This is a genomic window from Flagellimonas algarum, assembly GCF_040513375.1.
In the GTDB taxonomy this organism is placed as follows: Bacteria; Bacteroidota; Bacteroidia; order Flavobacteriales; family Flavobacteriaceae; genus Flagellimonas_B; species Flagellimonas_B algarum.
This window is the reverse complement of record NZ_JBEVTG010000018.1, coordinates 1-289: the sequence shown is the minus strand read 5'-3', so window position 1 is coordinate 289 and position 289 is coordinate 1. Positions and strand designations below refer to the sequence as shown.

At 50.2% G+C, this 289-nt stretch carries 1 protein-coding gene; it reads right to left on the bottom strand.

Annotated features, from left to right (window positions below):
* Window positions 1-289: hypothetical protein (locus ABV409_RS16695; protein ID WP_353878766.1), on the bottom strand; the 289-nt coding region annotated here is incomplete at both ends.

The following is a 289-nucleotide window of genomic DNA, read 5'->3' as shown; positions in this document are numbered from 1 at the left end:
ATCGTTTACATTCAAAGTCAAGCTGCTTCCGCTGCTCAAACTGATGTCACCGGCGGTGCCGTCGGTACTGATATCCTGGATTTCGTTGCTACTGTTATTATCGTTATCCGCAATGGATACCGTACCTCCCCCATCACTCAAGGTCACATCGGTACCTGAGCGAGAAATGGTCTGTAATTCGTTGCTTGCATCGGCATCCGCATCATCGACAAGGGCCGATAGGTTGACCGTTACATCCGTGGTTCCTTCACTGATCGTCAATACATTGCTACCGTCCAAACTGGCGGCA